26 protein-coding genes are annotated in these 26,428 nt (G+C 69.9%); 16 read left to right on the top strand and 10 right to left on the bottom strand.

The window, feature by feature from the left end:
* Positions 1-54: 54 nt before the first annotated feature.
* On the top strand, positions 55-2,175 hold the full coding sequence (locus AB0L53_RS43175; RefSeq protein WP_364007571.1) for a tetratricopeptide repeat protein: 2,121 nt from the start codon (positions 55-57) through the stop codon (positions 2,173-2,175).
* 93 nt (positions 2,176-2,268) lie between these two features.
* On the opposite strand, the gene AB0L53_RS43170 is transcribed toward AB0L53_RS43175, so the two are convergent.
* Complete coding sequence (locus AB0L53_RS43170) at positions 2,269-3,834, bottom strand: hypothetical protein (protein WP_364007568.1); 1,566 nt, start codon at positions 3,832-3,834, stop codon at positions 2,269-2,271.
* A gap of 585 nt (positions 3,835-4,419) precedes the next feature.
* On the opposite strand from AB0L53_RS43170, the gene AB0L53_RS43165 reads away from it, so the two are divergent.
* Positions 4,420-4,755, top strand: a complete 336-nt coding sequence (locus AB0L53_RS43165; RefSeq protein ID WP_364007565.1) for a hypothetical protein — start codon at positions 4,420-4,422, stop codon at positions 4,753-4,755.
* A 167-nt stretch (positions 4,756-4,922) separates the two neighbouring features.
* Here the strand turns inward: AB0L53_RS43165 and AB0L53_RS43160 are convergent, their stop codons facing one another.
* Positions 4,923-5,549 (bottom strand): TetR/AcrR family transcriptional regulator, encoded by a 627-nt coding sequence (locus tag AB0L53_RS43160; protein WP_364007562.1) that lies wholly within the window; start codon positions 5,547-5,549, stop codon positions 4,923-4,925.
* Between the two features lie 142 nt (positions 5,550-5,691).
* Between AB0L53_RS43160 and AB0L53_RS43155 the strand changes: the two genes are divergently transcribed.
* Together AB0L53_RS43155 and AB0L53_RS43150 are read left to right on the top strand one after the other, a co-directional pair.
* Complete coding sequence (locus tag AB0L53_RS43155) at positions 5,692-6,666, top strand: Gfo/Idh/MocA family oxidoreductase (protein ID WP_364007559.1); 975 nt, start codon at positions 5,692-5,694, stop codon at positions 6,664-6,666.
* 104 nt (positions 6,667-6,770) lie between these two features.
* Positions 6,771-7,733 carry a sulfotransferase gene (locus AB0L53_RS43150; protein ID WP_364007555.1) on the top strand — a complete coding sequence of 321 codons (963 nt, stop codon included), beginning with the start codon at positions 6,771-6,773 and terminating at the stop codon, positions 7,731-7,733.
* A gap of 3 nt (positions 7,734-7,736) precedes the next feature.
* On the opposite strand, the gene AB0L53_RS43145 is transcribed toward AB0L53_RS43150, so the two are convergent.
* On the bottom strand, positions 7,737-8,642 hold the full coding sequence (locus tag AB0L53_RS43145) for a hypothetical protein (protein ID WP_364007552.1): 906 nt from the start codon (positions 8,640-8,642) through the stop codon (positions 7,737-7,739).
* 281 nt (positions 8,643-8,923) lie between these two features.
* Between AB0L53_RS43145 and AB0L53_RS43140 the strand changes: the two genes are divergently transcribed.
* The 12 genes from AB0L53_RS43140 to hypE all read left to right on the top strand — a co-directional run bounded on the left by AB0L53_RS43140 (position 8,924) and on the right by hypE (position 18,706).
* Positions 8,924-9,964: a hydrogenase expression protein HypE gene (locus AB0L53_RS43140; protein WP_364007549.1), complete on the top strand. Its 1,041-nt coding sequence runs from the start codon at positions 8,924-8,926 to the stop codon at positions 9,962-9,964.
* Between the two features lie 18 nt (positions 9,965-9,982).
* Positions 9,983-11,776 carry a nickel-dependent hydrogenase large subunit gene (locus AB0L53_RS43135; RefSeq protein WP_364007546.1) on the top strand — a complete coding sequence of 598 codons (1,794 nt, stop codon included), beginning with the start codon at positions 9,983-9,985 and terminating at the stop codon, positions 11,774-11,776.
* A 10-nt stretch (positions 11,777-11,786) separates the two neighbouring features.
* Positions 11,787-12,302: a NifU family protein gene (locus AB0L53_RS43130; protein WP_364007543.1), complete on the top strand. Its 516-nt coding sequence runs from the start codon at positions 11,787-11,789 to the stop codon at positions 12,300-12,302.
* 11 nt (positions 12,303-12,313) lie between these two features.
* On the top strand, positions 12,314-13,009 hold the full coding sequence (locus AB0L53_RS43125; RefSeq protein WP_364007540.1) for a DUF5947 family protein: 696 nt from the start codon (positions 12,314-12,316) through the stop codon (positions 13,007-13,009).
* Complete coding sequence (locus AB0L53_RS43120) at positions 13,006-13,218, top strand: hypothetical protein (RefSeq protein WP_364007537.1); 213 nt, start codon at positions 13,006-13,008, stop codon at positions 13,216-13,218. The genes AB0L53_RS43125 and AB0L53_RS43120 overlap by 4 nt, the downstream gene beginning before the upstream one ends.
* On the top strand, positions 13,215-13,910 hold the full coding sequence (locus AB0L53_RS43115; RefSeq protein WP_364007534.1) for a DUF6084 family protein: 696 nt from the start codon (positions 13,215-13,217) through the stop codon (positions 13,908-13,910). The genes AB0L53_RS43120 and AB0L53_RS43115 overlap by 4 nt, the downstream gene beginning before the upstream one ends.
* 3 nt (positions 13,911-13,913) lie before the next feature.
* Positions 13,914-14,942, top strand: a complete 1,029-nt coding sequence (locus AB0L53_RS43110) for a hypothetical protein (protein WP_364007531.1) — start codon at positions 13,914-13,916, stop codon at positions 14,940-14,942.
* Positions 14,926-15,708 carry a hydrogenase maturation protease gene (locus AB0L53_RS43105; RefSeq protein ID WP_364007528.1) on the top strand — a complete coding sequence of 261 codons (783 nt, stop codon included), beginning with the start codon at positions 14,926-14,928 and terminating at the stop codon, positions 15,706-15,708. Before AB0L53_RS43110 ends, AB0L53_RS43105 begins: the two co-directional genes overlap by 17 nt.
* 166 nt (positions 15,709-15,874) lie before the next feature.
* Positions 15,875-16,237 carry a hydrogenase maturation nickel metallochaperone HypA gene (locus AB0L53_RS43100; RefSeq protein WP_364007525.1) on the top strand — a complete coding sequence of 121 codons (363 nt, stop codon included), beginning with the start codon at positions 15,875-15,877 and terminating at the stop codon, positions 16,235-16,237.
* The gene (locus AB0L53_RS43095; RefSeq protein WP_364007523.1) at positions 16,215-16,487 is read left to right on the top strand and encodes a HypC/HybG/HupF family hydrogenase formation chaperone; all 273 of its coding nucleotides are present in this window, start codon (positions 16,215-16,217) and stop codon (positions 16,485-16,487) included. Before AB0L53_RS43100 ends, AB0L53_RS43095 begins: the two co-directional genes overlap by 23 nt.
* A gap of 21 nt (positions 16,488-16,508) precedes the next feature.
* The gene (gene hypD / locus AB0L53_RS43090) at positions 16,509-17,636 is read left to right on the top strand and encodes a hydrogenase formation protein HypD (protein ID WP_364007521.1); all 1,128 of its coding nucleotides are present in this window, start codon (positions 16,509-16,511) and stop codon (positions 17,634-17,636) included.
* Positions 17,633-18,706 carry a hydrogenase expression/formation protein HypE gene (gene hypE, locus AB0L53_RS43085; RefSeq protein ID WP_364007518.1) on the top strand — a complete coding sequence of 358 codons (1,074 nt, stop codon included), beginning with the start codon at positions 17,633-17,635 and terminating at the stop codon, positions 18,704-18,706. Before hypD ends, hypE begins: the two co-directional genes overlap by 4 nt.
* Positions 18,707-18,764: 58 nt before the next feature.
* Here the strand turns inward: hypE and hypF are convergent, their stop codons facing one another.
* The 7 genes from hypF to AB0L53_RS43050 all read right to left on the bottom strand — a co-directional run bounded on the left by hypF (position 18,765) and on the right by AB0L53_RS43050 (position 26,352).
* A complete protein-coding gene (gene hypF, locus AB0L53_RS43080) occupies positions 18,765-21,128 on the bottom strand; it encodes a carbamoyltransferase HypF (RefSeq protein ID WP_364007515.1) in 2,364 nt (787 codons plus the stop codon).
* A 15-nt stretch (positions 21,129-21,143) separates the two neighbouring features.
* A complete protein-coding gene (locus AB0L53_RS43075; protein WP_364007512.1) occupies positions 21,144-21,788 on the bottom strand; it encodes an SIS domain-containing protein in 645 nt (214 codons plus the stop codon).
* 50 nt (positions 21,789-21,838) lie between these two features.
* Positions 21,839-22,042, bottom strand: a complete 204-nt coding sequence (locus tag AB0L53_RS43070; protein ID WP_364007509.1) for a HypC/HybG/HupF family hydrogenase formation chaperone — start codon at positions 22,040-22,042, stop codon at positions 21,839-21,841.
* A gap of 161 nt (positions 22,043-22,203) precedes the next feature.
* Positions 22,204-22,785: an SIS domain-containing protein gene (locus AB0L53_RS43065; protein ID WP_364007506.1), complete on the bottom strand. Its 582-nt coding sequence runs from the start codon at positions 22,783-22,785 to the stop codon at positions 22,204-22,206.
* Positions 22,786-22,925: 140 nt separating this feature from the next.
* On the bottom strand, positions 22,926-23,909 hold the full coding sequence (gene cydB / locus AB0L53_RS43060) for a cytochrome d ubiquinol oxidase subunit II (RefSeq protein WP_364007503.1): 984 nt from the start codon (positions 23,907-23,909) through the stop codon (positions 22,926-22,928).
* A 12-nt stretch (positions 23,910-23,921) separates the two neighbouring features.
* The gene (locus tag AB0L53_RS43055) at positions 23,922-25,301 is read right to left on the bottom strand and encodes a cytochrome ubiquinol oxidase subunit I (RefSeq protein ID WP_364007500.1); all 1,380 of its coding nucleotides are present in this window, start codon (positions 25,299-25,301) and stop codon (positions 23,922-23,924) included.
* Between the two features lie 76 nt (positions 25,302-25,377).
* Positions 25,378-26,352, bottom strand: a complete 975-nt coding sequence (locus AB0L53_RS43050) for an aldo/keto reductase (protein WP_364007497.1) — start codon at positions 26,350-26,352, stop codon at positions 25,378-25,380.
* Between the last annotated feature and the right edge of the window lie 76 nt (positions 26,353-26,428).

Below are 26,428 nucleotides of genomic sequence, written 5' to 3'. Positions count from 1 at the left end.
GTGGCTGGGCCGGAGAGCGCTGGGCAGGCGAACGACGCTGATATACGCAACGAGGTGTCCGGACAGGTGTCCGGCGGGGTGGTGCAGGCCAGGGACATTGGGTCCGTGACCATAGGCGCCACGCCTCCGCCGCCCGTACGGATCCCCCGGCAGCTGCCCGCCGCGCCACCCGGCTTCGTCAACCGGACCACGGAGCTGGCGCTTCTCGACCGCCTGCTTCTCCTTGAGGAGGGACCCGCGATCGCGGTGGTCAGCGGCCTCAAGGGAGTCGGCAAGAGCGCGGTCAGCCGCCGCTGGGCGCACCAGGTCCACGAGCGGTTCAGTGACGGCCAGCTGTACGCCGACTTCGGCGCGCTGCGGCACCGGGGCGGCACCGAGGTCAGTGACGTCCTCGGCGGGTTCCTGCGCGCGTTCGGCGTCCACGAGGAATGGATCCCGGCGGAGCTGCCGGAACGGGCGGCCATGTTCCGCTCCATGACGGCCGACCTGCGGCTGCTCGTGCTGCTGGACGACGCCGAGCATGCCGCCGAGGTGACGCCGCTGTTCCCCGCCTCCGCCGCGAGCGCGGTCGTCGTGACCAGCCACCACCAGCTCGGCGAGCTGCTGGTCGCGGGGGCGCGGCCGGTCAGGGTCGCGCCGCTCCAGGACGAGGAGGGGGTACGACTCCTGTCCGGCATGCTGGGCGAGGATCGGGTCGTCGCCGAGCGGGAGCGGGTGAGTGAGCTCGTACGGCTGTGCGGCGGCCTGCCGATCGCCCTGCGGGTGGCCGGGGCGCGGCTGGTCCAACGGCCGAGGTGGACGGTCGATCGGCTGGTCGGCGAGCTGCGGGACGCCGAACGACGGCTGGACCACCTGATGACGGAGGGCAGAGCGATCGTCGAAGCGGTTTTCGACTCCGCGTACACCGGGCTGCCGGAGCAGGCGGCCCGGCTCTACCGCCTGCTGGGCACGCTGCCCGGCACCGGCTTCTCGGCCGGGGTGGCGCGGGCCGTCCTGGAGAGCGAGCCGGACCACGCGCTGGACCTGCTGCTCGACGCGAGTCTCATCGAAGAGCTCGACGGCGACACCTACCGCTTCCATGACCTGGTCCGGCTGCACGCGGCCCGGTGCGCGCGGCGCCTGGACCCGCCCGAGGCACGGGAAGCCGCGCTGCGGCGGGTGGCGGAGTGGTACCTGGGGCAGGTGGCCGCCGCCGACGCCGCCATGGGTCCCCGGCTGCGCCTGGCCGACCATCGGGAGCGGTTGTCGGCCGTCGGCCTGCCGTTCGCCACGCCCGGCGCGGCCCTCGACTGGCTGGAGAAGGAGCGCCCCAACGTGCTCGCGCTGCTGCGCGCGGTGGCGGCAGGTGAATGGGACGAGCTGGTCTGGCAGCTGGCCGAGGCCCTGTGGCCGCTCTATCACGAGCGCAAGCACTACGCGGACTGGATCGAGACCAACCGGCTGGGCGTGGCCGCGGCGCTCCGCGTCGGCGACCGCGCCGTGGAGGCCAGGATGCGGAACCAGGTGGCCCGCGCCCATCTGGAGCTCGGCGAAACCGACCAGGCCCAGGCCGAGCTGGTCCACGCGCATCAGGCGGCCCGCGAGGCGGATGACCCGAGGATGGAGGCGGTCGTCCTGGAGTCGCTCGGGCAGGTCGCCCTGGCCCAAGCGGCCGCCCTGGGACCGTTCGGGCAGGCTGCCCGGGCCCAAGGGGACGCCTTGGAGTCGCTCGGCCAGGCCCGGGAGCTGATGGAGGATGCCGCCGCCCACTTCGCCGCCGCGCTGGCCATCCACGAAGGGCTGGGCAACACGCGGGGGATCGGCCTGCAGAGCTACCATCTCGGCCTGGTCCACAGCCGCGCTGGTCGGCACGAAGCGGCGATCGCCGCCTTCGACCGGGCTCTGGCTCTCATGATCTCGGCCGATGACCGGCTCAGCCAGGGGAAGATCCACCTCGTCCTGGGCGAGGCCCACCGCGAGCTCGGCCACTCCGCGCAGGCGCTGCACTCGGCGCGGATCGCCGCGGACATCATGCGCGAGCGCCGCATTCCGGCCAAGCAGACGCGCGCCCTGGAGCTGCTGGCCGACCTCGACCACATGGACGCCGGGGGCCATCTGCGGCAGGCCATCGCGGTCTGCCTCGCCTCCGGCAACCTGCCCAAGGCCGAGGAACTCCGCGCCCGCCTGAGCGACTGAGACGGCCGCTTCCCGTTCGCCTGAGCGAAGTCGGCGGCTCGCTTTCCGCTCGGCTGAGCGAGGTCGGCGGCCCTTGCTCGCTCGCCTGAGCGGCTAACGAAGGTCGATGGCCGCTTCCCGGTCGCCGACCCGGACGCTGGTCAAGGGGCCGTCGCCGTTGACCAGCCAGCCGTACACCGCGGACGGCAGGCACCGGGGGTCGAGCTCGCCGCGCGCTCCGGCGGAGGCGGTGACGTCGAACCGCCGCCCGTCCCGTAGCGCCAGGCGGACCCGCCGCGCACCGGCCACCTCGGCCGCCATGAGACAGCCGGGGTAGCGCCGCAGGGTCTCCGCCGCCCAGCCGTCGGCCGGGTCCCCGCGGACGATGATGGCCGCGGTCTCCAGCCGCCGCCGGTCCGGCTCCTCGGCGTCCACGACGAGATGCGGGTCTCGTACGCGCTCCCCCTCGCCGGTCACGGGGAAGCGCTGCCCCGCGCCGGTCACCGGGAAGCGGCGCAGGGACACGGTGCCGTCCTGGACCTCGGCTTCGACCAGGAACGAGAGCACCTCGCCACGCTCCCCCAAGGGATCGGGCAGCGCGGTGGCGGCGGGCTCGGGTCCGGGTTCGAGGTCCATCAGCCGGTACGCGACGTGCCGTAACAACGTGCCCGCCCGGCCGGACTCGCCCAGTGTCCGCCCGGTGACCTCGTCATAGGCACCCGGCCGGTACGTCTCCATGATCCGCTCGATCTGCCCCCGCAGGTCCCGCCGCGGGTCCAGGCGGGGCAGCGCCCGGGACAGCGCGGCCGTGGGGGAGGCCGGATCGAGCTCCTCGGCCTCGCGACCGGACGAGGCCAGAAGGGTCGGGCGGCCCAGCGCGGCGCCGTAGAAGGTGACCGACCCGTGGTCGCCCACGACCACGTCCGCCGCCAGGAGCGCCGCCTGCCAGCCCTGCCGGGGAGGGAGCAGCACGAGGCCGGCGTCGAGGGCGTCCCCCAGCCACAGCCGGACCTGCAGGCCGCCGTGGCCGTACCAGACGTTCGGATGCGCGGCCAGGACCACCTGGTACTCGTCCACCGGCAACTCGGCCGTCAGCCGCGCGACCAGGTCGTCGTTGGCGCCGAGCAGGGAGTGTTCGCCCCAGGTGGAGCTGATCAGCACCAGCTTGCGGTCGCCGGTGCCGAGGGCGCGCCGGTAGCGGTCGCGCCGCGCCGCGTTCGCCAGGATCCGGTCGAAGCACGGATCGCCGGTCACCACGGCCAGAGGCACCGCCTCCGGGCACTCGCCCGCCAACCGGGTCAGTTGCTCGTGGTGCGGCAGGGCGATGGCCGCCGGTACGAGCCGGCCGTCGTGCACCAGCTGGCGCCGGGCGAGACCCGAGACGCCGCCCGCGGCCGGGAGCAGCCGGTTGTGCCCGGCACCGTGCGGGACCAGCAGCAGCGGGGCCCTCAGCCGGTGCAGGTCGCCGTTGGCGCTGGCGGAGACGGCCAGGTCGAACGGCGTGTCCACGGCCTGCGCCCAAGAGACGACACGTGCCTCGACGTCCCGCAGATAGTCGCCGATCCCGTCGTCGAACGCCGAACCCGCGGCGACCGTGAACAGCACCTGGACGCGAGGATCCGAACGGAACAGCGGCAGCACGTCCAGCAGCCGGCTCGCCGAGGTGACCGTACGCGCCACCGCGAGGATGTTCCGGCTGGTGCCGACCGTGCGCCAACGACGAGACCCTGAGCCGATCGGTACACGAAGCCAACCCTCGCCGCTCACCACCACTCCGACCGGCCCGATTCCTCAGTAAAAGCCCACCATATGACGCGGACTCGTCGTACAGGTACGCGGCCGCCCATTCCCCGGGAGGTCCCGTCGATGCGGCGGCGCGGGCAGCCGGTCTGGGAGGGCCGCTCGTGGGCGAGCGCCAGGCAATCACCTTTTCCGTCATTTACCATTTTCCTGGTGCGTCGTTGAAGAGCCAGGGGAAGCGCCGAGCGCCTCTCCAGTGAAGACGATGAATTCCCGGCGCGATGCTTTGGGGTGCCGCTCCTCGCGCAATCCCGCATTTCCCGACATATCTGGCGCATTCGTATTATGTGGAGGCATGTTGTGAAATGAGGCTTTGCCTGTCGCCGGGAGACCGGGCCGCTCGCCGCGATTATGGTGGGATATGTTCATGCCGTATCGGCGTATCCCGGGGAAACCGAATCCGGCGCTCTCATCCGATCCCCATCATCATCGGGGGAACGATCGTCATTCAGGGAGTGATCTCTGGTGCTCAAGCGTCTGCTTCTCAGCGCCGCCCTGGCGGCGTCCACCGTAATCGTCACCGGAACGGCCACCACGCAGGCCGCCAGCGCCGCGAGCGCCTGCTCGCCCACCGCCCAGCAGGTGGGCACCACGCCGCAGAACGTGGCCAAGAAGTGCGAGTGGAGGTGGGACAGCCACCACAACTGGTGCAAGTTCTGCTGGAGCCACGGCCACTGGTCCAAGCAGTGGTGCAAGAGCGGCGGCGGCGGTGGCGGCATGGGCGGTCACGGCCACGGCCACGGCCATGGTTGGTGGAATCACCACCACGACAATGGTTGGTGGGATCACAACAACCACTGATCCACCAGCACCGACCCACGCACAACGGTCGCTCCGCGTGGCATCATCGCGCGGGGCGATCCCCCATACGGAAAGGCTTCGGAAAGGCGCATGCTTCGGCGCGCTTGCTTGATGTTGACGGTGAATTCCGGAATCTCGCGTCGGGCGGAACCTGGCCCCTGCGGGAGTCAGGGAGACGTTTCGCCCGTGCTCGTGGGCGACAGGCCGAGCATCCGGGTGGTGATCCGGTGCAGGTGGGTGCGGAAGCGGTCCACGCTCCTTTCGCCTTCGGAGAAGCTGGAAAGGGGCGGGCTCATCGTGGCGTAGCGCACGAAAATGATGACGGACCAGGCGATCGCTCGCACGCAGAGCTCCACGTCGGCCTCGGAGTCCATGAGACCCATCTCGGCGGCCCTGTTGAACTTGCTGTAGACCGTATGGACCAACGGCTCGTTGTAGATCTGCTCCAGGTTCTGCAAATCGGCGGCGTCGCCCAGCCAGCGGTGCATCAGCAGCGCGGAGATGTCGGGGTTGTCGAGGCAGAAGTTCAGGTAGTCGTCGACCAGGGCGTGGACACTCACCGCCAGCTGCGGCGCTCCCGACTCGTCCAAACGAGCGAGGGCGTGCTCCAGCAGGGCCTTCTGCGAGGTGTAACCGCGCCCCATCACCGCCAGATAGAGCTCCCGCTTCGAACCGGCGAGCTCCATGACGGTGTCGATGTCCAGGTCGGCGGCCTCGGCGATCTGCACCATCGTCGTCGCGTCGTAACCGAGGGCCGCGAACAACCGCGTCGCGGCCGAGATGATCCTTTCCACGCGGCTCCTTTCCTGAACGGACTGTGTCCTGAACGGACGCGATTCGCTCCTCCATACGCGAGGGACCCCGTCCACTCCAACAGATTGGCTGTCAAGTCCGGGCAAAGCGACACGCGGCACGGCGGTCTGGCATCATGCGATCATGCGAATCGGGACGCTCGGCGCAGCTCGCATCACCCCCATGGCGCTCGTCAAGCCCGCCCGCGCCGTGCCCGAGGTCGAGGTGGCGGTGGTGGCCGCCCGGGATCGGTCGCGGGCCGAGAAGTTCGCGGCCAAGCACGGCATCCCGCTCGTCCACGACTCCTACGAGCAGGTGATCGCCGACCCCTCCCTGGACGCCATCTACAACCCGCTGCCGAACGCTCTGCACGCCGAGTGGACGCTCAAGGCGATCGAGGCGGGCAAGCACGTGCTCGCCGAGAAGCCGTTCACCTCCAACGCCGCCGAGGCGCGGTCCGTCGCGGACGCCGCCGCGAAGTCCGGCGTGGTGGTCATGGAGGCGTTCCACTACCGGTATCACCCGCTGATGGAACGGGCTCTGGAGATCGTCGCCACCGAACTCGGCGAGGTCCGGCATGTCGAGACATGGATGTGCTTTCCACTCCCCAATTTCTCCGACATCCGCTACTCGCTGGAGCTCGGCGGTGGCGCGCTCATGGACGCGGGCTGCTACGCGGTGCACTGCCTGCGTACGCTCGGGCCGGGCGAGCCCTCCGTCGTGAGCGCGGCGGCCCTGCTGCGATCGCCGGGCGTCGACCGGGCGATGGCCGCCGACCTGCGGTTCTCCAGCGGCGCGACCGGGCGGATTCACGCCTCCATGTGGTCGGGAAACCTGCTCAAGATCGCCGCGCGGGTCGACGGCGAACGCGGGTCGCTGCGCATCACGAACTTCATCGCCCCGCAGCTTTTCCACCGGATGACTGTGACCGTCGACGGCCGGCGGCGCCGCGAGCGCGTCGCGGGCGACGCGACGTACACCTGCCAGCTGCGCGCCTTCGTGGCGGCGGTGGAGCAGGGCACCCCGCCGCTTACCCCGCCTGCGGACTCCGTCGCCAACATGACGGTCATCGACGACATCTATCGCAAGGCGGGACTTCCCCTCCGCGGCATCCAGTAACCGGCCCCGGGTCCTCCACGGTGAGCATCCCCTGTCCAATTGCCTACTTGAACATCCTATATAACTGGTAGGAAATTGGATGTTAGGCGCCGGGATTTGGAGGGATGACCGTGGCTATGCCGAACTTCCTGGTCGTAGGGGTCCCGAAGGCGGGAACGACGGCCCTGCACGCCGCTCTCCAGCGGCATCCGCAGCTCTTCCTGCCACAGGTGAAGGAGCCCAAGTACTTCCTCACCGACGGCCCGCCACCGGCCAGGGGCGGGCCCGGCGACGTGGAGACGTACCGGGAGCACGTCTGGCGCCGCGAGGACTACGAGGCGCTGTTCGCCGCGGCGCCCGCCGGGACGCTGGCCGGCGAGTGCACGCCCTTCTACCTGTACGACCGGGACGCGCAGCGGCGCATCAAGGCGGCCATCCCGCAGGCCAGGCTCATCGTGATCGTGCGGGACCCGGTCGAGCGCGCCCACTCCAACTGGACCCACCTGTGGTCGGCCGGGCTCGAACCGATCGGCGACGTGGTGCGCGCCTGCGAGGCGGAGGGCAAACGGATCGCGGCCGGGTGGGCGCACTTCTGGCACTACGTGGGACTCGGCAGGTATGGCGAGCAGCTGGCCGCCCTGTACGAGCTGTTCCCGCGCGAGCAGGTGCTGCTCTTCCGCTACCGGGACCTCGTCGACCGGCCGGCCGACACGCTCGACCGGATCTGCGGCTTCCTCGGGGTGGAGCGGGGGCTGCTGACCGAGATGCCGAGGGAGAACGTGACGGCGCATCCCGCCGCGAGCCCGCGGCACGCGGTGCTGTCCTCGGTCCGGCGGCTCCTGCCCGGGACTCTGGCCGATCCCGTCGAGCAGCTGCTCCAGCGGCGGGCCGCCCCGCGCCGCCCGCTGACCTGGGAGCAGCGGCGGCAGCTCATCCCGTACTTCACCGAGGACATCCGGCTCCTTCAGCAGGTGACCGGCGAGGACTTCAGCGACTGGCTCAGGCCCAGGGAGCGTTCGGGCGGCCTGGTCGGCAGCCGACCGCCCGGCCAGCGGCAGTCCAGGAACGGGCGCCCGCACCCGTCCTGACGATCAGCGCAGCTCGGTGCGTAGCTCGTGGGCGCCGTCGGCGCGGGTGTACTCGTAGTACAGCCGGATCCGGCCGTCCGGCAGGTCGACGATGTCGAGGTAACGCAGGCCGCCGCCCGCGTGCGGCGACATGGCCGCCGGGGCGGTCCCCACCGGGGTCAGCTCGCCGGGGTCGGTTCCTACGGCGATCCCGGTGCGCTCCTCGTAGTTCTCGGCCGCGCTGGCCCGGCCGTCGTAGAAGGCCAGCACCCGGTCACCGTCGAAACGCACCGAGCTGATCCGTACGCCCCGCCCGTCCCACAGCCTCGGCCGCCCGCTCAGCGCCGTGCCGTGCCACGTCCACTCCAGGCCGTCGGCGCTGGTGGCGTAGTCGGTCACCATCCGGTCGGCCTCGTCGGAGTCGGCCAGCGGATGGCAGGAGGCCCACAGGTGCCACTTCCCGTCGCGCCGGACGATCACCGAATCCTTCACGCCGGTCTTGGGGTCGCCGGGCAGGACGGTCTCGCGCGAGCGCGGGTCGAATCCGGCGGGGTCGTCGCTCTCCAGCACCTCCACCCGCCAGTGCTTGGTGCCCGGGGTGGCGCAGCTCAGGTACAGCCGCCAGCGCCCGTCCTCGGTGCGTACCAGGGTGGGCCGTTCCAGGGACTCGGCGGCCATCTCCTCGCGGGTGATCGTCGTCAGGGTCTCGAACCGCTCGCCGTCCACCGAACGGGCCACTACCACCGCGTACCCGCGACCCTCCCCCACGGGGCGGCGCAGCCGGTAGGCGAGATAGATCAGCCCGTCCGCCGCGACCGCGCTGGGACCCCCCGCCCAGTGCCCTTCGCCCGCGATCGGTGGCGCGATCGCGACGGTCGCGCGGTCAGGGTCGGGGAGCAGGGCAGCGGGAACGTCCGTGGGGTTCGACATGGAGTCGAGGCTAGGCCACGACGTGGAGTGCGACACCGCTGCTCACCGACCCTTTGCATTCCCTTATTCCTACCTAAATAGTATGGATAATACACGCTCCCTGACCACGCGGCGCATGATGCGGACCGCGTCCCCGAACGTGCAGGAATCGGTAAGGGAAGTGACTTGGTCGTCCGCATTCCTCCATCGACGTGGTCACTATGTGCATCGAACGCTTACTCGTTGTCATTAGGGGCGATACCTACGGCATTCCCCCAGCTGTCGAGACGAGGGCCGGGTACATGAGCGAAACCACGACGAAAACCGCTGTGGACGAGGTTCACGTGCTGTGGACCTCGGAGGGCATGAGCTGCGACGGTGACACGGTCTCGGTGACGGCGGCCTCCAATCCGAGCCTCGAAGCGGTGCTGCTCGGCCTGGTGCCCGGACTGCCGAAGGTGCATCTGCACAACAAGGTGCTGGCGGCGGAGACGGGCAAGGACTTCATGGCCCCCTTCCACCAGGCCGCGGAGGGCCAGCTACGCCCGTTCGTCTTCGTGGTCGAGGGGTCGATACCCAACGAGCAGATCAACGGCGACGGTTACTGGACGTCGATGGGGAACGACCCGGTCACCGGACAGCCGATCACCGTCAACCAGTGGATCGACCGGCTCGCGCCGCAGGCGTGGGCGGTGGTCGCGATCGGCACCTGCGCGACGTACGGCGGCATCCACGCCATGGCGGGCAACCCGACGGGCAGCATGGGGCTCGGCGACTACCTGGGCCACGACTTCCGCTCGGCCGGCGGGCTGCCCATCATCAACGTGCCGGGCTGCCCGGTGCAGCCCGACAACTTCATGGAGACCCTGACCTGGCTGCTGTACCAGGCCGCGGGGCTGGCTCCCATGATCCCCCTGGACAAGGAGTTGCGACCGACCTGGTTGTTCGGCAAGACGGTGCACGAGGGATGCGACCGCGCCGGCTACTACGAGCAGGGCGACTTCGCCAAGGACTACAACTCCCCCAAATGCCAGGTCAAGGTCGGCTGCTGGGGGCCGGTGGTCAACTGCAACGTCCCCAAGCGCGGCTGGATGGGCGGGATCGGCGGCTGCCCCAATGTGGGCGGCATCTGCATCGGCTGCACGATGCCCGGCTTTCCGGACAAGTTCATGCCATTCATGGACCAGCCACCCGGCGCGCTGGTGTCCTCCACCGCCACCGGGGCGTACGGGTCGTTCATCCGCAAGCTGCGCGGCATCACCAACAGGACGGTCAACAAGGAGCCGAAGTGGCGCCACAACCGGCCTGAGCTGACCAGCGGCTACCAACCGGACCATAGCTAGGGGAGAGGGAACGTCGCGGTGACCATCCGATCCAAGGAGGCTCAGGAGACTCGGCAGCTGGTCGAGATGTCCTGGGACCCGATCACCCGCATCATCGGCAACCTGGGGATCTACACGAAGATCGACTTCAACAACAAGGAAGTCGTCGAGTGCAAGAGCACCTCCTCGTTGTTCCGGGGCTACAGCGTGTTCATGCGCGGGAAGGACCCGCGGGACTCGCACTTCATCACCAGCCGCATCTGCGGCATCTGCGGCGACAACCACGCGACCTGCTCGGTCTACGCCCAGAACATGGCCTACGGCGTCAAGACGCCGCCGCTGGGCGAGTGGATCATCAATCTCGGCGAGGCGGCCGAGTACATGTTCGACCACACGCTGTTCCAGGACAATCTGGTCTTCGTCGACTACTGCGAGCAGATCGTCAAGGAGACCAACCCCACCCTGCTGCGCAGGGCGGAGACCACCGAGGCACCGCACGGCGACATCCACGGGTACCGGACGATCGCCGACATCATGCGGGCGTTCAACCCGTTCACCGGCGCGATGTACCGCGAGGCGCTGCAGGTCAGCCGGGTCACCCGGGAGATGTTCTGCCTGATGGAGGGGCGGCACGTACACCCCTCGACGATCTACCCGGGTGGCGTGGGCACGGTGGCGACGCCCCAGCTGTTCACCGACTACCTGTCCCGGCTGCTCAGGGTGCTCGACTTCGTGAAGAAGGTCGTCCCGGTCAACGACGACCTGTTCGACTTCTTCTACGAGGCGCTGCCCGGCTACGAGGAGGTCGGCAAGCGGCGGACGATGCTGGGCTGCTGGGGTTCGTTCCAGGACCCGGCCGTGGTCGACTACGACTACCGGAACATGGGCGAGTGGGGCCGGGGCATGTTCGTCACTCCGGGCATAGTCCTGGACGGCGAGCTGCGCACCACGAGCCTGGTGGACATCAACCTCGGCATGCGGATCCTGCTGGGCAGCTCGTTCTACGACGACTGGGTGAACGAGGAGGTCTTCGTCACCCATGACCCGCTGGGCAACCCGGTGGACCGGCGTCATCCGTGGAACCAGACGACGCTGCCGAAGCCGCAGAAGCGCGACCTGGCGGGCGGCAACTACAGCTGGGTCATGAGCCCCCGCTGGTACGACGACCGCACGGGCGATCACCTCGCGCTCGACACCGGGGGCGGGGCCCTCGCGCGGCTCTGGACGACGGCGCTGGCCGGCATCGTCGACACCGGAGGCGTCCGGGCGACCGGCACCAGCGTGGAGATCAACCTGCCCAAGAGCGCGGTCCTGCCGGAGATGCGGTTCGAGTGGAAGATCCCCAAATGGTCAAACACGATCGAGCGCAACCGGGCCCGCATCTACTTCGTCGCCTACTCCGCCGCGATGGCCTTCCACTTCCTGGACCAGGCGATGGCCGAGGTACGCGCCGGCCGGACGCGGGTCTTCGCCGACTTCGACGTGCCCGATGACGCGATCGGCTGCGGGTTCCACGAGGCGGTACGCGGGGTTCTGTCCCACCACATGGTGATCCGCGACGGCAAGATCGCCAACTACCACCCGTACCCGCCCACTCCGTGGAACGCCAGCCCGCGGGACGTCTACGGCACTCCCGGTCCGTACGAGGACGCGGTCCAGGGCATGCACATCTTCGAGGAGAACGGCCCGGAGAACTTCAAGGGCATCGACATCATGCGTACGGTCCGCAGCTTCGACCCCTGCCTGCCGTGCGGCGTCCACATGTACCTCGGCGACGGGAAGGTGCTCAAGCAGGTGCACTCCCCGACGCTGGGCACGAGCCTCTCCGGTTAGGGGGCGGGTGATGTCACTGACCGACCGTGAGGTGGCCGACCGGCTGGCCCGGGTGGACGCCCTGCTGGACGGCGTCGAGTCGCTGCCCGACCCGGAGTCCACCATCGAGGTGCTCCAGGCGCTGCTCGACCTGTACGGCGAGGCGCTCGCCCGGATCGTCGCGATCGGCGGGGAACGGCTCGGGCCGGCGCTCGCGCAGGACGAACTGGTCTCCTACCTGCTGGTGCTGCACGACCTGCACCCGCTGGACGTGTCCGCCCGGGTCGAGCAGGCCGTGAGCGGTGTACGGCCCCGGCTCGGCGGCGCGGCCGTGGAGACGGTGGCCGTGGCGGACGGTGTGGCGAGCGTACGACTCCTGCGCGGTCGCGGCGGCTGCGGCACCGCCGATCGGGCGGCTCTGCTGGAGGAGGCGATCCGCAACGCGGCCCCGGAGCTTGACCGGGTGGAGATCGAGGAGATCGGCCCGCCACCCGTCTTGATCTCCATCGACGCCTTGCGCCGCGACCCCGGCGCGCGGATGTCGTGAGGGAGCGCGACATGGCACGAGGGGGTCTGCGCGGCCTCATCGACCAGTCGGCCGAGCGGCGTACGGCTGGCCGGCCTGCGGCTGACCAGCCTGCGGTCGACCACGACGACAGCCCCTGCCGGTGTGAGCTGTGTGCCGCGCCCATCCCCGCCGACCACCGGCACCTGCTCGAACCGGCGGTTCGCGAACCGCGCTGTGCCTGCCGTCCGTGCGCGCTGCTCTTCGAGCATCCACCGGCCGAAGGGGACCGTTACCGCCTGGTGCCCGACCGCCGGTGGTACCTGCCGGACTTCGTCCTCGACGACGCCACCTGGGCGACCCTGGACATTCCCGTTCAGATGGCCTTCGCCTGCCCCGACTCGGCTGAGGGCCGGATCGTGATCCGGTACCCCGGCCCGGCCGGTGCGGTCGAGGCCGCGGTCGAGCCGGCCGCCTGGGCCGCGGTGGAGGAGGCCAACCCCGTGCTGCGGCGGCTGGCCCCCGACGTGGAGGCGCTGCTGGTCAACCGGACGCGCGACGCGCGAGACCACTGGCTGGTGCCGATCGACGACTGCTTCGCCCTCGTCGCCGTGCTCAGGTCTCACTGGAAGGGCCTGACCGGCGGCCAGGACGTCTGGAACGAGGTCGGCGCCTTCTTCACCGAGCTGCGGCGCCGAGCCAAGCCCATGCCCATGCCCGTGGGCGTGTCGAAAGGAGTTCCACGATGACCGGCTCCATCAAGGTGGGCCGCCCCGATGTGCGGCCCGACAGGACCGCGCACCTGAAGGGCGTTCACGAGGGCAACTCGGTTGGCAACTACGAGCAGCAACCGGGTCACCTTCCCGACGGCCGCTCGACGGCGGCGCGATCCACCGGGATCAACCCGAAGGACCACGACCCGATCGACCCGGCCATGCCCAACCTGTCCCCGGCATGAAGCCGGACTCCGCCTTCGGCACGCGGGAGGACGCGCCGCCGCCGGCGCTCAGGTTCGTGATCGAGAGCGCCGAGGCGGTGGAGTTCGCCGCCGTGCCGACGGTGCGGTTCACGCTGCGGATCGACGGCGCCGGCCCGTCGCCGATCCGCAGCGTCGCGCTGGACACCCACATCCGCATCGATGCCGCGCGGCGCCAGTACGATTCGCCCACCCGGCTGCGGCTCACCGACCTGTTCGGCGCACCCGAGGATTGGGGCCGGACGTCGAGGAGCCTGCTGTGGGCGCGGGTGGTGACACAGGTACCCGGCTTCGACGGGCGCACGGTGGCGAGCATCGATGTGGCCTGCACCTACGACTTCGAGGTGGCGGTCGCCAAGTACTTCCACTCCCTGCCGGACGGTGAGGTCCCGCTGACCTTCCTGTTCAGCGGGACGATCTTCTACCTCGACGCCGGCCTGCTGCGGGCGGCCCGGATCCCGTGGGACACCGACGTCGCGTTCCGGATGCCGGTCCAGGTCTGGAAGGACGTCATGGAGCACTACTTCCCACGCAGCGCCTGGCTCCGGCTGGACCGCGACGCCTTCGACCGGCTGTACGACTACAAGGTCCGGCACACGCTGGCGACCTGGGACGACGTCGTGTCGGCGCTGCTGGTACGCGAGCCTCAGGGAAAAGAGCAGGACGGTGGCTGATCGATGGACCAGGTGACAAAGGTAGCGCGCGCGGTCCTGTACGAGGGCTACCTGCTGTGGCCCTACCGCCCCTCGGCGCTCAAGAACGCGCAGCGCTGGACCCTGGGCGGCGTCTACCCGGAGCGATGCGCCGAGACGGGCGACTCCTCGCTGATGCGTACCCAGGTGCTGATCGAGGCGGACCCGGCCGACACCGTCGACGTCCGGGTCTGCTTCCTGCACTCCGTCGCCCGCCAGGTCGCGCGCGGCACCGGCGAGGAGCTCGTGCCGGTCGCGGAGCTGACGGCCGGGGGCGAGCGCCACGTGGCCAGGGACGAGGCGACCGAGCGGGAGGTCGCCGCGCTCGGGCTCGACCTCGCGGGTCTCGTCCAGCGGGCCGCCGTGGTGGACATCGACATACCCGAGGGCGGGGACGTCGAATGGCTGATCGGCCCGGACGGGCGCGGGGTCGGGGCGCTTTCGCGCAGCTGGCGGGCGCTGCGCGGGCGGGTCGAGATCAGCGCGGTGCGCCCGGCGTCCGGCCTCTTCCGGATCACCGTCGAGGTCGCCAACACGACCGGCTGGGCGGGCGGCAGCCGTACCGAAGGGCTGAAGCAGGCGTTCCTCTCCGCGCACACGGTCCTGCACGCGCCGCGCGGCGGGTTCGTCTCCCTGACCGACCCGCCGGAGGAGCTGCGGCCGCTCGCGGAAGGCTGCGACAACGCCGGCGCCTGGCCGGTCCTGGTGGGCGAGGAGGGCGAGCGGCACACCATGCTGTCGGCGCCGATCATCCTGTACGACTACCCCCGGATCGCGCCGGAGAGCCCGGGCGACCTCTTCGACGCCACCGAGATCGACCAGTTGCTCACCCTGAGCGTGCTCGCCCTGACCGAGGAGGAGCGGCGGGAGATCCGCGACGGCGATCCCCGGGCCAGGGAGATCCTCGACCGATGCGCCTCGCTCACACCCGAGCGGCTCATGCGGTTGCACGGCACGGTACGCGAGATCCGTCCGCTGATCGAACGGGAGCCGGTACATGACCGCGACGGATGACTTCTGGGCCCGGATGGAACGACGGGGCCCGGACACGGTGATCGTGGACGGCGTGACACTCGGCGCGGGCAGCCGGGTGCGGCTGCGCCCACGATCGCGGGCGGACGTCTTCGACCTCGCCCTAGGCGGCCGGGTGGCCGTCGTCGAGAGCGTCGAACAAGACGAAGCGGGCGCCCTCCACCTGGCCGTCACCCTTGAGGAGGACCCCGGCCGCGACCTGGGAGAGGCGAAGCTGCCCGGACACCGGTTCTTCTACTCCGCCGAGGAGGTGGAGCCGATCGTGGCGGAGAGCCGGCCCGCCCGCGTCCTGGTCGCGGGCATCGGCAACATCTTCCTGGGCGACGACGGCTTCGGCGTCGAGGTGGCGCGGCTGCTGGCGGCCGAGGACCTGCCTCCCGGAGTGGACGTGGTGGACTTCGGGATCCGCGGCATGGACCTGGCCTACGCCCTGCAACGCGACTACGACACGGTGATCTTCGTGGACGCCGCGCCCCGTGGGGAGGCTCCCGGGACGCTGACCGTACTCGAACCGGCCGAGCCGGAGGCGGGCGTACCCATGGAGACCCACGGCATGGATCCGGTACGCGTGCTCCGGCTGGCCGCCGAGCTGGGCCGGATACCGCCCCGGGTGCTCGTCGTCGCCTGCGAACCGGCGACCGTGATGACCGGGGGGCCGGACGAAGACGTGCTGGTCGAGCTGAGCGAGCCGGTACGCGCCGCCCTCGGTCCGGCACTCAAGACGGTCCGATCCCTTGTCGAGACTTGATCGAAGCCATCGATGGACCGGGGTTACCGAAAACCGAGGAGGTGGAAACGGATGAGAAAGGGGCCTGTGGTGGCTCTGGTGACGCTGTGCGCGGCCGTCGCGATGATCGCCGCGCAATGGCCGGAGATCAAGCGCTACCTGAACATGAGAAGGATGTAGGCACTTCATGCATGAGCTAGGAATGTGCGAGGGCCTGGTCGACCTGGTCCGGCAGCAGGCGGACGGCCGGCGGGTCACCGGGCTGCGGGTCCGGATCGGCGCCCGCCACGCCGTCGTGGGCGAGGCGTTCGACCATGCCTTCGCGCTCGCCGCCGAGGGCAGCGCCGCCGAAGGGGCGGCGCTCGACCTCGTCGTCACGCCCGTCACCGTGGACTGCGGGGCCTGCGGTCACCAGTCGGAGTCCGTCGACGTGCTCGCGGTCTGCGCGCGGTGCGGCGACGACGACGTGGACGTCAGCGGCGGCGACGAGCTGGTCCTGGAATCGGTGCAGTTCAAGGAGGAAGCCGATGTGTCTCGGGATCCCCAGTGAGCTGGTGGGGGACGTCGAGGAGCACACCGACCTCGCCATGGTGGACGTCAGCGGGGTACGCCGCCGCATCAACATGGGACTGCTCGCCGACGACCACCTCAAGCCCGGCGACTGGGTGCTCGTCCACGTGGGATTCGCCCTGTCGAAGATCTCCGAGTCCGAGGCCAAGGCCGTGATGGACATGCTGCACGGCCTCGGGCAGGCGTACACCGACGAGATCGACGCGCTCAAGGAATCGGACATCTCATGACCCTCCTACGCAAGGAGCGCGATGCGCTTCGTCGATGAGTTCCGCGACGCCGACGCGGCCCGGGCGCTGGCCGCGCGGATAGCCGCCCGGTGCGAGCCGGGACGCCGGTACAAGTTCATGGAGGTGTGCGGCGGACACACGCACACCATCTACAAGCACGGCATCGAGGACTATTTGCCGGAGGCCGTGACGCTCGTGCACGGGCCGGGCTGTCCCGTCTGCGTCATCCCCATGGGCCGGGTGGACGACGCCGTCCACATCGCCCGGCAGCCCGATGTGATCATGACGTCGTTCGGCGACATGATGCGGGTGCCCGGGGGAGCGGCCACGTTCCTCGACGCCAAGGCCCAGGGCGCCGACATCCGGATGGTCTACTCACCTCTCGACGCGCTCAAGATCGCCCGGGACAATCCGGACCGGCGGGTCGTGTTCATGGCGATCGGCTTCGAGACCACGGCGCCGTCGACGGCGGTGACCGTGCTGCGGGCGGCCGAGGAGGGCATCGACAACTTCTCCGTCTTCTGCAACCACGTCCTGATCATCCCGGCCGTCAAGGCGATCCTCGACTCGCCCGACCTGCGGCTCGACGGCTTCATCGGTCCCGGCCACGTCTCGACGATCATCGGCTGCCGGCCGTACGAGTTCATCGCGCGCGACTACCGGCAGCCGTTCGTGGTCGCCGGGTTCGAGCCGCTCGACATCCTCCACGCCGTCGACCTGCTGCTCGGCCAGCTGGCCGAGGGCCGTGGCGAGGTGGAGAACCAGTACGCGCGGGTGGTCCCGTGGGAGGGCAACCGGGTCGCCATGGAGGCGATCGGGACGGTGATGCGCGTGCGCCCGCACTTCGAGTGGCGTGGGCTCGGCTTCATCTCGCACTCGGCGTTGGGGATGGCCGAGGAGTACGCCGCCTTCGACGCGGAGCGGATCTTCGACATCCCCGGTACGCGCATCGCCGACCCCATGGCCTGCCAGTGCGGCGAGGTGCTCAAGGGAGTGCTCAAGCCGTGGGAGTGCAAGGTGTTCGGCACCGCGTGCACCCCGGAGACGCCGATCGGGACCTGCATGGTCTCGTCGGAGGGAGCGTGCGCGGCGTACTACAACTTCGGCCGGTTCAGCCGGGAACGAGTGCGGGAGGCGACCCGGGCATGACCACCGAGAAGCAGGTCCTCGACCGGATCGAGCGCGTACGGCGCCGCCGCGCGGTGGTCCGGGAGGAACGCATCACCCTGGCCCACGGCTCCGGCGGCAAGGCGACCCGGACCCTGATCGACGCGGTCTTCCTGGAGGCGTTCCGCAATCCGCTGCTCGCCCCGCTGGAGGACGGGGCCACGCTGGCGCTGGGCGGCTCCCGCGCGGTGTTCACCACCGACGCGTTCGTGGTCTCCCCGCTGTTCTTCCCCGGCGGCGACATCGGCGACCTGGCGGTCAACGGCACTGTGAACGACCTCGCGGTGTGCGGGGCCCGTCCGCTGTACCTGTCCGCCGGGTTCATCCTCGAAGAGGGATTCCCGGTCGGCGACCTGCGGCGGATCGTCGCCTCGATGGCGGCCGCGGCGGAGGCGGCGGGCGTCACGATCGTCACCGGCGACACCAAGGTCGTCCAGCGGGGCAAGGCCGACGGCTGCTACATCACCACCGCCGGGGTCGGCATCGTCGAACGCCCGGCCACGCCGTCCATCTCCGCCGCCCGGCCCGGCGACGCGGTCATCGTGTCCGGGCCGATCGGCGAGCACGGCGTCGCCATCATGCTGGCCCGTGGCGAGCTCGGCATCGAGGCGGACACGGTCTCGGACACCGCCCCGTTGAACGGCCTGGTGGCCGAGCTGCTGGACGCCCTCCCCACCCAGGTGCGAACGTTGCGGGACGCCACCCGTGGCGGGGTGGCCACTGTGCTGAACGAGGTGGCGAGCGCCTCGGGCGTCTCCGTGGTGATGGACGAGGAGTCCGTACCGGTCCAGCCCGCGGTCACCGGGATGTGCGAATTGCTCGGGATCGACCCGCTGTACGTCGCCTGCGAAGGGCGGCTGGTCGCCGTCGTCGACGGCGAGCACGCCGAGCGGGCGGTCGACATCATGCGCGGCCATCCGGTCGGTGCCGGGGCCGCGATCATCGGGTGGGTCGGGGAGGACCCGCCCGGCCTGGTGCTGCTGAGGACCGCCTTCGGCGGCACTCGCATCGTGGACCTGCTGGTCGGCGACCCGCTGCCGCGCATCTGCTGACGCCCGGCGACCCGTTCAACGGGTCGCTCGGTGCTGAACTCCCGCCACCGTGCCGTGTTCAGCGGGTCGCTCGGTCCTGAGCCCCTGCCACCACGGCCTGCCCGAGGCTGATGCCGCCGTCGTTGCAAGGCACGCGCCGGTGCAGCAGGACGCGCAGGCCGTGGCGGCGCAGCCCGTCGACCACGGCGCCGAGGAGGAGGGTGTTGCAGAACACCCCGCCGGACAACGCCGCCACCTCCAGCCCATTGGCGGCCGCGACCCGCGTCGTGGCCGTCACCACCGCCTCGGCCAGCCCGTGGTGGAAGCGCGCCGCGATCACCTCTGACGCCTCGCCCCGGCGAAGGTCGCCGACGACCGCGCGGATCAGGTCGGTGCTGCGGATGACCGTTCCGGCGACGTCGACCGGATAGCCGCCGTGGACGCCCGGGTCCGCCCGCTGCTCCAGCTCCACCGCCGCCTGTCCGTCGTAGGTGACCGTGTCCCGGATCCCGAGGAGTGCGGACACCGCGTCGAACAGCCGCCCGGCGCTCGACGTCACCCGTTGCGCCGGGCCGTTCGCCACGAGCGCCGCCACGGCCGGCCACCGGTCCTGGTTGCGGCGGACCACGTCGAGGTCGTCGAAGTTCTCGGGGCCGTACGCGCTGTGCAGGAAGGCCGCGGCCATCCGCCAGGGCTGCCGGATCGCCGTCACGCCGCCGGGCATCGGCACCGGCTCCAGGTGTCCGGCCCGCTCGAAGCCCGCCAGGTCGGCCACGAGCAGCTCGCCGCCCCAGATCGTGCCGTCCGTGCCGTACCCCGTGCCGTCGAGAGCCACGCCGACGACCGGGCCGCTCTCGCCGTTGTCGGCCAGGCAGGAGGCGATGTGGGCGTGGTGGTGCTGTACGCCGAGCGGCTGGACGCCGTCGAGGGTGAGGGCGTACTTGGTGGACAGGTATTCCGGGTGGAGGTCGTGCGCCACCACCTCCGGCTCGATCCCGAACAGCCGCCGGAAGTGGGCGACGCCGCCGGCGAAGGCCTGCATCGTCGCGTAGTTCTCCAGGTCGCCCAGGTGCTGGGAGACGAACGCATGGCTGCCCGTCGCCAGGCAGAAGGTGCTCTTGAGCTGCGCTCCGCAGGCGAGAACCGGGCGGGGGAACGTCCACGGCAGCGCGAGCGGCGCGGGAGCGTGCCCACGGGCTCGCCGTACCGGAACCTCCGTGTCGCGGAAGACCCGGACCACCGAGTCGTCAAGGCCCGCGTGAATCGGCCGATCGTGGGTGAGGAAGGCGTCGGCGGCCAGCCGCCGCGCGTCCTCGTCGCGGTGCGCGATGGGCTCGCCCGACAGATTCCCGCTGGTCAGTACGAAGGGGCGGCCCAGTTCGCGGGCCAGCAAGTGGTGCAGGGGCGTGTACGGCAGGAGCACGCCGATGTCCCGGTTGCCGGGCGCCACCGAGACGGCGATGGGCGAGCCGGGGCGTCGTGGCAGCAGCACGATCGGGCGACGCGCGCCGGTGAGGGCGGCTACCACCCCGCTCGCCTCACCGTCCAGCTCACACAGCTCGCGTACGGTGGCCAGGTCCGGCGCCATCACGGCGAACGCCTTGTCGCCACGGTGTTTGCGGGCCCGCAGCGCCGCGACCGCGTCCTCGTCGGTGGCGTCCACGGCGAGGTGATGGCCGCCGAGTCCCTTCACCGCGAGGATGGAACCACCGCGGAGCAGCGCCGCCGCCTCGGACACCGGATCGCCCGCGACCATCGTGCCGTCGGAGGTGTGCAGGACGAGGGTGGGACCGCAGGCGGGGCAGCAGACCGGCTGGGCGTGGAAGCGACGATCGCGGGGATCGCGATACTCCGCCGCGCATGCCGTACACATGGCGAAGGTCCGCATGGTGGTCGCGGCGCGGTCATACGGGATGGCCGTGATGATCGTGAACCTGGGGCCGCAGTTGGTGCAGTTGACGAAGGGGTAGCGGTAGCGGCGGTCGGCCGGGTCGAACAGCTCGGCCAGGCAGTCGTCACAGGTCGCCGCGTCCGGCGACACATGCGCGCGCGGGACACCGCCGATCACGCCTGGTCCGCCGGTCTCGTTGTGGACGCTCATCTCGCTCGGTACGCACGTCCCGCTTGGTCTACCCGTCTCGCTCGGTCTGCCCGTCTCCCTTGATCCGCCCGTCTTGCTCGGGACGATGCGAAAGCCGCGGGCGCCCGTGGGCGGCACCGACTCCACGCTCACCCGGTCCACGACCGCCAGCGCGGGCGCGTTCCATCGGACCGCCTCGACCAGCGCGTTCACCGCCCCCGCTGGGCCCTCGACCTCGATGAACACCCCGAAGCCGTCGTTGCCGACCGTGCCCGACAGGCCGTACTGGACGGCCAGGCCGTGGACGAACGGCCGGAACCCCACGCCCTGGACGATGCCCTCGACCCGGATCCGGGAGCGCACGCTCGGGTCCAACGGTCAGTCCGCCTCGTCCAGCGCCCGCCGAACCGACTCCCACAGCACATGGCACACGGTGGTCTGCGCCTCCTGGATCCGATGTACGGATGAGGACGGGATGACCAACAGATGATCTACGGCACCGCACTCGGCCAGCTGGCCGCCTCCCGAGCCCGCGAGCCCGACCGTCACCATGCCGAGGCGCTTGGCCTCCTGGAGCCCGCGCACGACGTTCAGCGAGCCGCCGCTCGTCGAGATGCCCATCGCGATGTCCGTACCGGTGCCCAGGGCGGCGAGCTGCCGGGCGAAGACCGCGTCGAAGCCGATGTCGTTGGTGAGCGCGGTCAGCAGCGCGACATCGGCCGTCAGCGACATCGCCGGCAGCCCTCTGTGTCCGAGGCCGGGAGCGAGGAACAGGTGGGCCACGGCCTGCGCGTCGGTGCTGCTGCCCCCGTTCCCGAAGGTGAAGAGTCGACCGCCGCTGGAAAATGCCGCGGCGAGCGCCCCGGCGCACGCGGCGATCCGGGGGCCGAGCAGGGTGAGCACTTCCCGCCGCAGCGCGACGATCTCCCTGGCCTTCTCCGCCGTGGAACGGGTCACCGTGGCCAGCAGCGAGTCGACATCGCCCGCCGCAGAGGACAGGAAGGGATAGAGCGCGTCGCTCACAGCCTTCTCCCCAGAGCCGCTCACTCCGGCACCGCTCTTTCCAGCACCGCTCACTCCGGCACCGCTCTTTCCGGCGCTGTTCTCTCCAGCACCACGATGGCCTCTTTCGCGTGCACCAGGACCACGTCGCCGGCCCGCGCGTCGACCAGCCGCACGCTGATCTCCTCCGCACCGACGGCGGTTTCGGCCAGCGCGAGGTGGCCGGGCAGCAGGGCGACGATCCGAACGGGCACGGCCGTGTCCGAGCAGGTCACACAAACCTCATCGGGACACTCCGAACTCGACCGGCCCGAACCGCCTGGCGAATTCATCGGACTCGACGGGTCCGAACCTCCCGGCGAGGTCATCGGACTCGACCGGTCCGAACCGCCTGGCGAATTCACCGAACTCGATCGGTCCGGATCTTCCGGCGAGGTCATCGGGAGACCTCCGTCGCCGTGAGCAGAGGGTCGTTCAAGAACACATGCACCAACTCCCACAGCACGTGATATGTCGTCATATGGAGCTCGCGGGCGATCCGCGGATCAGGGCTGCGTGCCGTGAGAAGGTGATCCACCACCGCGCTGTCGAGCCCGCCCGCCTTGGTCAGCGCCAGCGTCGTCATGCCCATTTCACGCGCCACGGCGAGCCCCGCCGCCACCTCGTCACAGTCGTCGTCGATCGTGATGCCCACCGCGATGTCCCCGGCGCGTCCGAGCAGCCGCAGCTGGGTCGCGAACACTCCCACGCGGGCGAGCCCGCTCATCGCCGACGCGTCATTGGCCAGCGACAAGGCCGGCAGGGCGCGCTTCCCCACGATCACCGGATGGACGAACTCCACCGCGAGATGCGCCGCGTCGGCCGCCGACTGACCGGTGCCGAAACTCAGCAGCCGACCGCCCCGATGGAAGCGCAGGGCCACGGCATGACACGCGCGGGCGATCCGCTCGGCGTCCTCCGCCAGCGCGAGGCCGGCTTCGTCGCGTTCCTGGAGAGACGTGCCGAGAGCGAGTGTCATGGATGATCCTTTCCTCGGCTCTCGATTCTCAGTGCCCCGAAAGAAAGGCTGGCAATCGCGTTTTACAGGAGGTTGGAGTTTCGTTTCCTTTTAGGGGCGACAATGTATACAAATGGTCGTACTGGCGCAGAGAAAAGGCCTCAACCGGCGCTGATTCGGTGGCGGAAAACCCAATAGGTCCAGCTCTGGTAGAGCACGACCAGCGGCAGGAAAATCGCCGCGATCCTGGTCATGAGGCCGAGCGTCTTCGGCGTCGAGGCCGCGTTCTGGAGGGTCAGGCTGTAGGCCGGGTTGACTGTCGAAGGCAGGACATTGGGATAAAGGACCGCGAACAGGCAGATCACGGTCACACCGACAGCGACGGCAGACAGCAGGAACGCCCACCCCTGACGGCCCATGGCGACGGCCCCGAGCGCGGCTACGAAGGAAAGAGCGGCGAAAGCGGCCAGGATCACCGTGCCGGGCCCGCCGCCGTGGAACTGCGTCCAGACCAGGAAGGTCACCGCGAGCACGGCCGCGACGCCGCCGCTCCGCAGCGCCAGCGTGGTCGCGCGCCTGCTGATCTCGCCGCTGGTCTTCAACGCCACGAAGACGGCGCCGTGCGTGACGAACAGAAACAGCGTGGTCAGCCCGCCGAGCAGCGCGTACGGGTTGAGCAGATCCCCGACCGTACCGACGTAGTCGTGATGGGAATTGAGCTTCACGCCCCGCACGATGTTCGCGAACGCGACCCCCCACAGCAGCGCGGGCACGAACGAGCCGATCGCGATGCCCGCGTCGCACCACCGCCGCCACGTCACGGAGCTCCGCTTGCCGCGATACTCGATGGCCACCCCGCGCACGATCAGTGTCAGCAGGATGAGCAGCAGCGGGACGTAGAACCCGCTGAACAGCGAGGCGTACCACTCGGGGAAGGCGGCGAACGTGGCGGCGCCGGCGGTGATCAGCCACACCTCGTTGCCGTCCCAGACGGGGCCGATCGTGTCGAGCATCGCCTCGCGTTCGGCGTCGTTCCGCGCCATGACGTGCAGCAGCATGCCGACGCCGAAGTCAAACCCCTCCAGGACGAAGTAGCCGACCCACAGGATGGTGATCGCCACGAACCAGATCTCGGTGAGCTCCACTACCCGATCCCCCTAGTAGGCGAAGGACGTCTCGCCGCCGTCCTGCGGCTCGGCACCGTCGGCGGGCGGCGGGGCCGCTCTGCCGTACTTGATCATGAGGCCGACCTCCACCAGGGCCAGCGCGCCGTACAGGGCGGTGAAGACGATCAGCGAGGTGAGTACGGTCCCCGCGCCGACGCTCGGTGAGACGCCACGCGCGGTCTTCATCTGGCTGAAGACGATCCACGGCTGCCTGGCCATCTCGGTGAAGATCCACCCGAAGCTGTTCGCGAGGAAGGGCAGCACGACCGACCAGACGGCGGCCTTCCAGGCCCAGTCCTTGCCGTGGATCCGTCGTCCACGGGTCATCCAGAGCAGGAGAAGCGCCACCAGCGCGGCGAGCATGCCGAAGCCGATCATCAGCCGGAAACCCCAGTAGGCGACCGGGATGTAGGGACGGTAGTCGCCCGGTCCGAACCTGCGCTCGTAGTCCGCCTGGACGTTGTTGACGCCCTCGACCTTGCCGCTGAACGAGCCGGTGGCCAGTTGGGACAGCAGTCCCGGGATCTCCAGCTGGTAGATCGGCTTGGTGCCGTCCAGCGTCCCGATGGTGAACAGGGAGAACGGTGCGGGCTGCCGCGTCTCGTAAAGCGCCTCGGCGGCGGCCATCTTCATCGGCTGGGTCTGCGTCATGATCTTGCCGAGCAGGTCACCGGACACGAGGGTGCCGAGCGCGCCCAGCAGCACCGCCACGATGCCCAGCCGAAGCGACGGACGAAAGACGTCAATATCCCGCTTTCTAGCCAGATGCCAGGCGGAAACCGCCATGAAGATCACCCCACCGGCCAGCCAGCACCCGAAGATCGTGTGCGGAAAGGTGACCAGCAGCACCTTGTTGCTCAACACGGCCCCGAAGTCGACCAGCTCAGCCCGCCCGTCGAGCCGGAAGCCCACCGGCCACTGCATGAACGAGTTGGCGGCCAGAATGAAGTAGGCGGACAGCACCGTGCCGAACGCGACAATCCAGATACACGCGAGATGCACCTTCTGCGGCAGCCGCTCCCAACCGAAGAGCCACAGCCCCAGAAACGTCGACTCCAGAAAGAACGCCAGCAGCGCCTCCAGCGCGAGCGGCGCCCCGAAGATGTCGCCGACGAACCTTGAATAGCTACTCCAGTTCATCCCGAACTGGAATTCCTGCACAATCCCCGTCACCACGCCCATGGCGAAGTTGATCAGGAAGAGCGTCCCGAAGAACTTGGTGGCGCGAAGGTAGGCCGCCTTGCCGGTCCACACCCAGGCCGTGTTCAGGATCGCCACCAGCAGTGACATCCCTATCGTGACGGGCACGAACAGGAAGTGGTACACCGTAGTGACCCCGAACTGCCAGCGTGCGAGATCAACGGCATTCATGACGACTACTGTACGTATCCGACCATGCCCAGCGCGTCATGACACACTGGGCCGGAAGTAGCGTACTCGCGCGGGGTCAGTCCCAGGTGGGGAGGTGCTGGTCGGGATAGCGGGCGCCGAAGCCGCCGGTCGGGAGGATGTCGGCGATGCGCTTCAGATCGGTGTCGTCGAGGGTGAGGTCGGCGGCGGCGACGTTCTCCGCCAGGCGCTTGGGGTCGCGGGTGCCCGGGATGGGGACGATGTCGTCGCCCTGGGCGAGGAGCCAGGCCAGGGCGAGCTGGGCGACCGTGGCGCCCTTGGTAGCGGCCAGGTCGGCGAGCTGGTCGGTGGCCGCCACGTTCTTCTCGTAGTTGCCGGGCTGGAAGCGGGCGTCCCAGACTCGCATGTCGGTGGCGTCGTACTCGGCGCCGGGCTTGGCCTGGCCGGTGAGGAAGCCCCGGCCGAGCGGCGAGTAGGGGACGAACCCGATCCCGAGCTCGCGCAGGACGGGGAAGAGGGACTCCACCTCGCGCTCGAACAGGCTGTACTCGGTCTGCAGAACCGACACGGGATGTACGGCGTGCGCGCGGCGGATGGTGTTGGCGCCCGCCTCGCTCAGGCCGAAGTAGCGGACCTTCCCGGCCTCGACGAACTCCTTGACCGTCCCGGCCACCTCCTCGATCGGCACACTGGGGTCGACGCGGTGCTGGTAGAGCACGTCGATGACGTCGACACCGAGGTAGCGCAGGCTGTTGTCGACGACCTCGCGGATGTGCTCGGGACGGCTGTCGACGCCGCCCTCCCGGGTGCCGGTGAAGTCGAACCCGAACTTCGTCGCGATGACCACCTCGTCCCGCACCGGTGCGAGCGCGGCCCCGACGATCCGCTCGTTCTCGCCCTGTCCGTAGAGCTCGGCCGTGTCGAAGAACGTCACTCCCAGCTCGTGGGCCCGGCGGATCGTCGCGGCCCCCTCCTCCTTGTTCGAGGGTCCGTACGCCAGGGAGATCCCCATCGCGCCGTATCCCAGAGCCGACACCGTCAGGCCCTGTTGTCCGAGATTTCGCTGCTGCATGATGCGCCTCTGTTCCGAATGTTAGAAGGCTCTTACATAAAGTAAGAGTACTCTAACATCTGGAAGAGGGGACAAT

This window comes from Nonomuraea sp. NPDC052129, from assembly GCF_040680095.1.
Lineage (GTDB): Bacteria > Actinomycetota > Actinomycetes > Streptosporangiales > Streptosporangiaceae > Nonomuraea.
Note: the sequence above shows the minus strand (reverse complement) of the source record. Positions and strands in the feature narration are given on the sequence as shown.